Annotated in this window: 1 protein-coding gene and 2 pseudogenes; 2 read left to right on the top strand and 1 reads right to left on the bottom strand. The window is 71.2% G+C overall.

From position 1 onward, the window contains the following. Nucleotides 1-235: 235 nt before the first annotated feature. A pseudogene (locus E2C05_RS30720) lies at nucleotides 236-987 on the top strand (IS630 family transposase); the annotation flags it as partial. 165 nt (nucleotides 988-1,152) lie between these two features. Here the strand turns inward: E2C05_RS30720 and E2C05_RS35535 are convergent. Further along, nucleotides 1,153-1,593: pseudogene (locus tag E2C05_RS35535) on the bottom strand (transposase); the annotation flags it as partial. Here E2C05_RS35535 and E2C05_RS30710 point away from each other — a divergent pair. Further along, the coding region (locus tag E2C05_RS30710; RefSeq protein ID WP_408901643.1) for an IS5 family transposase at nucleotides 1,544-2,856 on the top strand (1,313 nt) is incomplete at its 3' end. The pseudogene E2C05_RS35535 and the gene E2C05_RS30710 sit on opposite strands and share 50 nt — an antisense overlap.

The raw sequence follows: 2,856 nt of genomic DNA, 5'->3' as shown, positions 1-2,856 counted from the left end.
GCCCGCGCAATAAGGTTTTCCTGACCAATCCGCCGCCGTGCCATGCTGACCTCCTTCGCCCACACAGGCAGCGAATCAGCCCAGCGCGCGTCGCGTCCAAACACATCCGCGCACAGGTCTCCTCATACCAACGGTCTGAAAGGCTGACTCACCCGTGACCGCTGGCTGTCTGCGGGTGTGATTCGCTGCGTTTGCGGCGGATCGGGAGCTTGGCATGCCTGAGGCGGTGAGGGTGATGCGCGAGGAGCACTCACCAGCGGCCTTGCGTCAGGCGGCGTCGCGGACGCGGGATGCGGATGCGGCGCACCGGATGCTGGCGATTGCGCTGGTGCTGGAGGGGCGCAGCCGGGCGGAGGCGGCGGCGAGTTGCGGGATGGACCGCCAGACCCTGCGGGACTGGGTGCACCGCTACAATGCGGCAGGGCTGGCCGGTCTGTCGGATCGCCGCTCGCCGGGCCGGCCGGCCCGGCTGACGCCGGAGCAGCAGGCCGCCGTGGCGGGCTGGGTGCGGCAGGGGCCGGACCTGCAGCGGCATGGGGTGGTACGCTGGCGGCGTCTCGACCTGGCCGACGAGATCGCGCGGCAGTTCGGCATCGGGCTGGCCGAGCGCAGCGTGGGGACGCTGCTGCGACGCCTCGGCTTCAGCCGGGTATCGGTGCGGCCCTACCACCCGCAGCGGGATGCCGGGGCACAGGAGGCGTTCAAAAAAACTTCGCTGCCCTGGTCGCGGCTGCCCTCCCCGAAGCGGCTCGCGGCAAGCCGCTCGAAATCTGGTTCCAGGACGAAGCCCGGGTCGGCCAGCAGGGCACGCTGACCTATGTCTGGGCCGCGCGGGGCAGCCGGCCACCGGCCCCGCGCGACAATCGCCATACCTCCTCCTGGCTGTTCGGGGCCGTCTGCCCCGCCCGCGGCACCGCAGCCGCCCTGGCCATGCCGCATGTCAGCGCCGAGGCCATGAGTCTGCACCTCGCCGAGATCGCCAGCCAGACGCAGCGCATGGCGACCGCGGCCACTCAGAGGGTCGAACGCGGCAGCCGCGCGCACGTCGGACGCCTTCGGCCGGAACACTCCCTCAGCGTTCGGCAGCACCTGGCGACGCTCGGCTACTGCGCGGTAGGTTGGCGTGCCTGCGTAGGCGCCGTCGCTGTAGACGCGGCCGAGCGCGGCATCGATGCGTGCCAGCAGCATCGGTACCGGCACGCTGTCGTGCACATCTGAGCGCGTCAGCTCGTCGGCCATGATGGTGCCGGTGTCAGGATCAACGGCGATGTGCAACTTGCGCCAACCTGCAGATCCGGCGCCGCGCGGCCGAGTTACCTGCAGCCCGGTGCTGTCGATCGCCAAATCGATCCGGCCACGAGTTGCGGCCCGCCGATCCACACGCAGTGTCCGGCCACGCCGCGAAAGGGTAGTATGGTCTGGCACCGGCAGCGCAGTTCCCAGCAGCCGGAAAATGCTGGCGATCAGACCCTCAGCCTGGCGTAGCGCCAGCCGAAAGACGGCGCGCAACATCAATGCCGCACTGATCGCCGCGTCGGAGAAGGTGCGCCGCCCTGCGGACGAGCGCCAGCCCGCCACCGCGTCCGGCGAGATCCAGACCGTGATGTCGCCGCGCTGCGTCAGTGCCCGGTCATACGCGGCCCAGTCCCGAACCCGGTACCGCGCCCGTTGTCCTGCCCGAATCCGCCGCGCCGCCATCACCCGCCCTCGCCAGGTCACCTCTTTGCAAGCCGACACCAGCCTCGACCCACATGCAAATGCCCAGGCATGCACCACAGCCGGTGAGACGCATTTCCAGCACGCCCTGCCGCTGGACCGCTCGTCGATGACGCGCTGGCGCCAGCGGATCGGGCCTGAGCGCCTGGAGCTGCTGCTGGCCGAGAGCGTGGCGGCCGCGCAGCGCGGCGGTGCGGTGGCGGACAAGCACCTGCGCCGGGTGACCATCGACACCACGGTCCAGCCCAAGGCGGTGACGCACCCCACCGACAGCAAGCTGCTGAACCGCGGCATCGAGATCCTGGCGCGTCTGGCCCGGCGGCATGGCATCCGGCTACGCCAGTCCTACCTGCGGGTGGCCAGGCGGGCCCGGCGCGAGGCCGCCAGGCTGATCCACGCCGGCCGCCGGCGCCAGGCGGAGCGGCAGGTCCGGCAACTGCGGACTTGGCTGGGTCGGCTGTTCCGCGACATCGGCCGCAAGGTCGCCGGCAAGGCATCAGCCGAGGCCGCCCTGGCCGCGCCGCTCGGCCTCGTCGCCCGGCTGCTGCGGCAGCGGCGCGAGGACCGCGGCCGCGACAAGCTGTACTCGCTACACGCGCCGGAGGTGGAGTGTATCGGCAAAGGCAAGGCCAACGCCCGCTACGAGTTCGGCGTGAAGGTCTCGCTCGCCACCACCAACGCGGTCGCGCCCGGCGGGCAGTTCGTCCTCGGCGCCCGCGCCCTGCCGGGCATTCCCTTCGACGGCCACACCCTCGCCGCCCAGATCGCCCAGGCCGAGCGCATCACCGGCGTCGAGGTCGAGCGCGCCTATGTCGATCGCGGCTACCGCGGCCACGACGCCGACCGCACCCGCGTGTTCGTCTCCGGCCAGAAGCGCCGCATCACGCCCACCATCCGCCGCGAGCGGCGCCGCCGCAGCGCCATCGAGCCCGTCATCGGCCACATGAAGAGCGACGGCCATCTCGGCCGCAACCTCCTGCTCGGCACCGAGGGCGACGCCACCAACCTCGTCCTCGCCGCGGCGTTGTTGCATGGATCGCTTGATCTGGAGTTGGCGGGTAAGCTGGCAAGGATGGCGAGCCCTCGACTGTCGGGGATGGACCCACCTTGCCGTTCAAGGCCAACGCTGAGCGTAGGCAC

The organism is Paracraurococcus ruber, assembly GCF_004353985.1.
GTDB classification, from domain to species: domain Bacteria; phylum Pseudomonadota; class Alphaproteobacteria; order Acetobacterales; family Acetobacteraceae; genus Paracraurococcus; species Paracraurococcus ruber.
This window is presented reverse-complemented; position numbering and strand designations above follow the sequence as displayed.